This is a genomic window from Methylobacterium sp. W2, from assembly GCF_020662345.1.
GTDB lineage: Bacteria > Pseudomonadota > Alphaproteobacteria > Rhizobiales > Beijerinckiaceae > Methylobacterium.
Genome location: NZ_VMOA01000004.1, coordinates 156,299 through 162,947 on the forward strand (window position 1 = coordinate 156,299; position 6,649 = coordinate 162,947).

Here is a 6,649-nt window from a genome sequence, read left to right on the forward strand (position 1 = left end):
GATATCACCTTGGCCGGAGGCCTGTCAGAACTCAGTGTTTCGTCACCCGCCCGCCCCGGCTCGGCACTCTCATCGACGTGCATCGATCAGAACCTGGATATCGCCCCCCTCCCTGCGGGTCGGGTAGGTGCGGAGATCGCGAAAGGACCATCCAGCCGAGACGGCACCGTTCGCGAGCGCGAACCATGCCAGGTGCCGCGGGCAGAACAGGCGCCCTCCGGAGCAATGGCCCAGGGCGAGATCCGCCCCCTCATGCGGGCAGGCCCGTTCCGCGGCAAAGATCCCGTCGCCGTCCTGAACGAGCACGAGATGATGGCCTGCCACGAAGACCGGGATGATCGCACGGCCCGCGAGCGCGTCGATACGGCAAACGTGAACCCAGCGTCCGCTGTCAGCCGCCGAGATAGGCTTGGCGCACATGAGGATCCGCGATCAACGTCGAGCCTTTTCCAGCCAGCACGATGCGGCCGGTCTCCAGCAGGTAAGCGTAGTCGCAGAGTTCCAGGGCCGCGAAGGCGTTCTGCTCCACCAGGAGGACCGTGGTGCCGGTGTCGCAGATTGCCCGAATGACGGCGAACATGCGCTCGACGATATTGGGGGCGAGGCCCAGGGAAGGCTCGTCGAACAGGACGAGCCGGGGGCGGGACATCAGCGCGCGGCCGATCGCCAGCATTTGCTGCTCGCCCCCCGAGAGGGTGCCGGCGGCCTGGTGCCGGCGCTCGGCGAGGCGCGGGAACTCGCCATAGATGCGCGCGAGATCGGCGGATACCCGGGTCGGGTCGCGCCGCAGGTAAGCGCCCATGGCGAGGTTCTCCGCGACGCTCATCTGCGGAAAGACCCGCCGCCCCTCCGGGCAATGGGCGATGCCCTGAGCCAGCACCTTGCGCGGGTCGGTGCCGGTGATGTCCCGCCCGTCGAAGTGGATGCTGCCCGAACGCGCCGGGATCAGCCCCGAGATGGCGCGCAGCGTCGTCGATTTGCCGGCGCCGTTGGCACCCACCAGGGCCACGAGCTGTCCTTCTTCGACGGTCAGGGAGAGCCCCTTCAGGGCCGTCACCGCGCCGTAGCCACAGACGAGATCGCGGATCTCAAGCATCGATCGTCTCCCTGGCGGCCTGTGCCGCTTCGCGGGCGGCGCTGCCCTGGCCAAGATAGGCCTCGATCACGGCCGGATCGGATCGGATCGCCGCCGGCGGCCCCTCGGCGATGAGGCGGCCGTAATTCAACACCACGATCCGGTCGGAGACCTCCATGACCATCGGCATGTCGTGCTCGACGAGGAGGATGGTAACGCCGCGCTCGCGGATCGAGCGGATCAGGCGCACGAAGACCTGGGTCTCGGAGGCGTTCATGCCGGAAACCGGCTCGTCGAGGAGCAGCATGGCGGGCTCCGTGGCCAGTGCCAGTGCGACCCCGACGAGGCGCTGTTCGCCATAGGCCAGCGACCCCGCCTTGTCCTGGGCCCGGCCGGCAAGTCCGACCCAGTCGAGGAGTTCACGGGCCCGGTCCCGGAGAGCCGCCTCGCCGGTGCGGTCCCGCCCGAGCAGCGTATCGACCAGCCGTGCGCGGCCCCGGCGATGGAGGCCGATCATCACGTTGTCGAACACGGTGTCGTCGGGAAAAACGCTGGTGCGCTGGAACGTACGGCTCAGGCCGAGCCTGACGATCTCGTGCGGCGGCAACCCCTGGAGACTGGTGCCGCGGAAGCGGACCTGACCCTGGCTGGGCTTCAGAAAGCCGGTCATCACGTTGAAGGCCGTCGTCTTGCCGGCTCCGTTCGGGCCGATCAGGCTGACGATCTCGCCGGGATGGACGTCGAAATGCAGATCGGCGATGGCGACGAGGCCGCCGAAGCGGACACCGACATGGTCCACCGAGAGGATGGGAGCGCCAGCGCTCATGGCCTTACCTCCACGGGAACGCGGGCGGGTGCCGAGGTGCGGCGGAGCGTGGCGAGGCGGGCGAGCCCCGGCACGATGCCCCGGGGCATGACGAACTGGATCACGATCAGCACGAGACCGAACACCATCCACTGCGCCTCGGGCACCATGACCGGCCGCAGGGCGACGGGCAGCAGGCCGAAGATCAGGCCGCCAACGACGGGGCCGAGCAGCGTACCCTTGCCGCCGCCCACCACCATGATGACCATGGTCACCGTCGTTGAGAACAGGAACACGTCGGGGTCGATAATGCGCAGGTAATGGGCGTAGAGGCTGCCGGCCGCCCCGGCCATCGCCGCCGAGATCACCGCCGCGAGGGTCAAGGTCCGGGTGGCGTTGATGCCCACCGAGAGGGCCAGGGATTCGTTCTCCTTCAGGCCCCGCATGGCCCGGCCGAAGCGCGAGCGCACGAGACGCGCAATGAGCGCGTAGCAGAGCGTGCCGACGACGAGGACGAGATAGTAGTTCGGCAGCTTCGTCCGCAGCGGCGTCGTGCCGAGGCCGGGGAGCCAGAGGCTGAACGGCGGGATGCCCGTCAGCGCCAGGGGCCCCTGCGTCAGTTCCACCCAGTTGAGGGCGACGAGGCGCACGACCTCGGCGAAGGAGATCGTCACGATGACGAAATAGGCGCCCCGCACCCGGAACGAGAGGCGCCCGACGAGGTAGCCGCAGGCGCCGGTCGCCAGCACGGCGAGACCGAAGCCGATGGCCGGCGGCCAGGGCTCGTGCACGACGCGAAAGCCCCCGAGCAGTTCCACGTCGAAGCCGAGGCTCGTAAGGGCGCTGACATAGGCACCGATACCGAAGAAGGCGATGTGCCCGAGGCTGAGCTGCCCGGTGAAGCCGAGCAGCAGGTTCAGGCTCATGGCGGCGATGGTGACGATGCCCGTCGTGATCACCGCGTTAAGCAGGTAGGGCTCGTTGCCCAGCGCCAGCGGCAGGGCGACGAGAGCAGCCAGGAGGGCGAGGGCGGGGAGATGCCGATTCATCCGATGCGCTCCGCCTTGGCAAAGAGGCCGGTCGGCTTGAAGATCAGCACCGCGATGATGATCAGGAAGCCCATGGCGTCCCGGTAGCCGGACGAAATGTAGCCGGCACCCAGTTCCTCGGCGAGCGCCAGGATGAAGCCGCCGATGGCCGCCCCTGTGACGTTGCCGAGCCCGCCGAGAATCACGATGGCGAAGGCCTTCAGCTCGGCCATGCCGCCCATCTGCGGGAACACCACGTAGACCGGCCCGAGGAGCGCGCCGGCCGCCGCCGCGAGGCTGGATCCGATGGCGAAGGTCGCGGTGTAGATGAGCCGCACGTTGACGCCCATCAGCGAGGCCGTGTCGTGGTCCTGGAAGGTGGCCCGCATGGCCAGCCCGAGGCGCGTGCGGTTGATGAGCCAGTAGGTCAGCCCGATCAGCGCCAGGGCCGCGCCCAGTACGAACAGCCGCAACCACGACACCGAGACGGCCCCCAGCTGGAGCGGCGCGTCCGGGAACGGCGTGGGGATCGATTTCGCGACGCCGCCGAACAGCCAGAGCGTGCCCGATTGCAGGACGATGCCGGCCCCGATCATCACCAGCATGGTCGTGTCCATGTCGGCGCCGCGCAACGGCCGCAGCAGCACGAGGTCGAGGATTGCGCCGAGGAGGAGTCCGCCGAGGATCGCGGTGGGCAGGGCGGCGAAGAAGCCGAGCCCGAGGGCGGTGACGGCGAGGTACATGACGTAGGCGCCCACCGTGTAGAGCGCCCCGTGGGTGAAGTTCACCACGTTCATGATGCCGAAGATCAGGGTCAGCCCGATGCCCAGCAGGGCATAGGTGCCCCCGAGGACCAGGGTGTTGAGGAGGTGCTGCAGGAATTCGGTCATCGCGGCCTCGCCTGTTGCGACGGTTGGACCCGGTGGCCCGGTCACCGGGCCGCCGGGAGGCTTGCGCGCGGCTAGAGTTCGGGCACCACGACTTTTCCGCCGTCGATCTTCACGAGGTAGACATCCGGCTTGCTCTGGCCGCTCTCGGACCCGGCGGGGCCGGCCTTGGCGAAGCGGATCGGGCCGTTGAGGCCGGTCAGGTCCACGGACCAGAAGCCCTTCCTGATGGAGGCCGCGTCGGTGCCGCCGCCCTTCTCGATGGCCGCCGCGATGGTGCGGATGCCGTCGTAGCCGCGAAAGCTCTCGGTGACGCCGGCGAACTCGAAACCGCGCTTCTTCCACTCGGCGATGAAGTAGGCGGTGGCCGCCGGGTTCGGAGTCTTCTCGGGATACCAGGGGAGAAAGGTGGTCAGGTGCATCGTCCCATCGGCGGCGGCACCCGCCTGGGCGATGATCTGGTCCGGGTTCTGGGAGCCGCCGGTGGTGATGATCCGCTTCTTGAGGCCAAGGGCCGCCATCTGCTTGAACAGCAGGGTGAGCTGGTCGACGGCGGCCGTGATCAGAAGCGTGTCGGCATCCGAGCCCTTCAGCTTGGACAATTGGGCGCTCATGTCCTGCGCGCCCTGGTCCATGGTCTCCACGAGGCCCACCGTGACGCCCTTGCCCTTGAGCATCTTGCCGAAATCGGCCGCCGCTCCCCGACCCCAGTCATTGTTGATGGCGAGGAAATCGACCTTCTTCAGGCCGAGCCTCTCCACCATCGGCGCGAATGCTTCGGCCTCCAGGGCCGAGGGCGGCGAGATGCGGAAGACGTATGGGTTGCCCGAGGTGGTGATCTTGCCGGACGACGAGGTCTCCACCAGCATCGGGGTCTCGTAGTCGGCGAGCTTGGGCATGACCGCGAGGGTCAGGCTCGAACCCCAGGCGCCCATCAGCACCGGGGTCTTGTCGCTGGTGATGAGTTTCTCGGCCACCGCCGCCGCTTCTGTGGGGTTGCTCTTGTTGTCCTCGACCACGAGTTCGAGCTTCTTGCCTAAGACGCCGCCCTTGGCGTTGATCTCGTCGGCGGCGATCCTGGCGCCGTTGACCACGTAGGTGCCCGACGCAGCGAAGGGCCCGGTCAGGGGCTCGTTGACGCCGATGCGGATCGCCTGCGCATGGGCCATCCCCGCCGAGAGGACGAAGGCGAGGGTCAGAGCGGGGAACGTGTGGCTGCGCGTCATGGTGGTCTCCGGTCTTTGGCAGGATCTCGGGCAGGATCGCGGGGAGGAGGCGATGGTCAGGGACGGCGGCCCCACGCGGCGAGGCGCCGGCGCAGGGAGGTCGTCAGCATCGTGAGGAGCAGGCGCAGGGGGTTGAGGCCCGCGGCGGCCGGGGCCGGGGCACCCGAGAGGCGGGCTTCGAGATTCGCGGCGAACTCGGCCCCAAGGCGCCCGGCGAGGTCGCGCACGAGCCCCGGCCGCCCGAACTGCGCCAGCGGCCCCTTGAGGGTGTAACCGACGGAAAGATCGATCCGGGCCGTACCGGGGGCCTCGCCCGGTCCGACGCTGTAGCGGATCTCGCCCTGGGTGGCGGAGCGGCCGCCCGCGTCGCTGCCCGCACCGAGGATGCGTCCCGTGCAGGCCGTCTCATCGCGAACAATCCGGGCACGGCCGCGAAAGCGCGCGGCGATGGGTCCGATCCGCACTTGCAGCGCGCCCTCGACAGCATCCGGGGTCGGCTGGCCCGTCAGCATGGCGCCGGGCAGGCAGGCCGCCACCGCCTCCACGTCGCCGAACAGGGCGAAGACGGTGTCGGGCGGGTGCGCCACAGTGAAGGCCTGCTCGAAGCGATGGGCGGGCACGAAATCGCCGTCGAGATCGGCGATCCGCGGCGCGGCCTCGGCCTGGTCGACGGGCCTCAGGGGCGTACGGGCCGCCTCCAATGCCGGGCCGGACGGCGTGCCGAGGCGCGCGCCGACGGGGCCGAGGCCGCGCTGTCCGCCGGGCATCGGCGCGATGCCGCGGGCGCGGCGCTCGGCGATGACGCTACGGACCGCCCGGACGATGCCGACATAGCCGGTGCAGCGGCACAGATTGCCCGAGAGGCCGGCGCGGATGCGGCGCTCGTCCGCGTCGGGCAGGCGCAGGACGAGGTCACGGGCGGCGATGAGCATGCCGGGCGTGCAGTAGCCGCACTGAAGGGCGTGCTCGCGGTTGAACGCCGCCCGCAACTCACCGGCGACCGGGTCGTCGTCGAGCCCCTCGATGGTGGTCACCTCGGCGCCCGCGCAGGCGCCGGAGAAGGTCAGGCAGGCCCGTGCCGGCTCGCCGTCGAGAAGCACCGTGCAGGCGCCGCAGATGCCGTGCTCGCAGCCGAGATGGGTTCCGGTGAGGTCGAGGGTGTCGCGCAGGACGTCGGCGAGATGGGTGCGCGGCTCGGCCCGCAGGCTCCGCGCCCGGCCGTTGACGGTGAGGTCGAGGGGCGGGCTCTCGTCGCGGAGGGCGGACGATGCGGTGCTCATGCGGCCTCGCCGACTGTGCGTGTGAGGGAGGGCGGCGCGGAGGCCGCCTGCGCGATGGCGCGCGCCAGAACGGTGACGTGGACGTGGCGGTCGACGGCGTCGGACATCCCGGCCTCGCGCAGGAGCGCATCGGCCGCCCGGGCGTCGAACCGGTCGGCGAAGTCGGGGCCGATCCGGCCGCCGAAGAGGTCGCGCGGTTCCGCGACCACGAGGGGGGCGCGCTCGATGGCGCCGATCACCACGCGGCCGCGCCCGGCTTTGGGCTCGATCCGCACGGCCCCGATGGCGTGGGCGAACTCGCCGATCTTGGAGCAATGCTTGACGTAGCCCCAGGCAATGCCGGGGGGG

7 protein-coding genes and 1 pseudogene are annotated in these 6,649 nt (G+C 69.8%); all 8 read right to left on the reverse strand.

The genetic code is table 11. From position 1 onward, the window contains the following. Positions 1–69 precede the first annotated feature (69 nt). Positions 70–420: a Rieske (2Fe-2S) protein gene (locus FPV16_RS03850; RefSeq protein WP_227436216.1), complete on the reverse strand. Its 351-nt coding sequence runs from the start codon at positions 418–420 to the stop codon at positions 70–72. Beyond that, positions 392–1,096, reverse strand: coding sequence for an ABC transporter ATP-binding protein (locus FPV16_RS03855; protein WP_227436218.1), 705 nt, complete (start codon positions 1,094–1,096; stop codon positions 392–394). Before FPV16_RS03855 ends, FPV16_RS03850 begins: the two co-directional genes overlap by 29 nt. Beyond that, positions 1,089–1,901: an ABC transporter ATP-binding protein gene (locus tag FPV16_RS03860; RefSeq protein WP_227436220.1), complete on the reverse strand. Its 813-nt coding sequence runs from the start codon at positions 1,899–1,901 to the stop codon at positions 1,089–1,091. Before FPV16_RS03860 ends, FPV16_RS03855 begins: the two co-directional genes overlap by 8 nt. After that, a complete protein-coding gene (locus FPV16_RS03865; protein ID WP_227436221.1) occupies positions 1,898–2,929 on the reverse strand; it encodes a branched-chain amino acid ABC transporter permease in 1,032 nt (343 codons plus the stop codon). The genes FPV16_RS03860 and FPV16_RS03865 overlap by 4 nt, the downstream gene beginning before the upstream one ends. Continuing rightward, entirely contained in the window at positions 2,926–3,798 is an 873-nt protein-coding gene (locus FPV16_RS03870) for a branched-chain amino acid ABC transporter permease (RefSeq protein WP_056255814.1), read from the reverse strand. The genes FPV16_RS03865 and FPV16_RS03870 overlap by 4 nt, the downstream gene beginning before the upstream one ends. A gap of 71 nt (positions 3,799–3,869) precedes the next feature. After that, positions 3,870–5,021 (reverse strand): ABC transporter substrate-binding protein, encoded by a 1,152-nt coding sequence (locus FPV16_RS03875; RefSeq protein WP_413629171.1) that lies wholly within the window; start codon positions 5,019–5,021, stop codon positions 3,870–3,872. A gap of 56 nt (positions 5,022–5,077) precedes the next feature. Beyond that, a complete protein-coding gene (locus FPV16_RS03880; protein ID WP_227436222.1) occupies positions 5,078–6,301 on the reverse strand; it encodes a xanthine dehydrogenase family Fe-S subunit in 1,224 nt (407 codons plus the stop codon). Further along, positions 6,298–6,649 (reverse strand): annotated as a pseudogene (locus FPV16_RS03885) (carbon monoxide dehydrogenase); the annotation flags it as partial. The gene FPV16_RS03880 and the pseudogene FPV16_RS03885, both read right to left, overlap by 4 nt.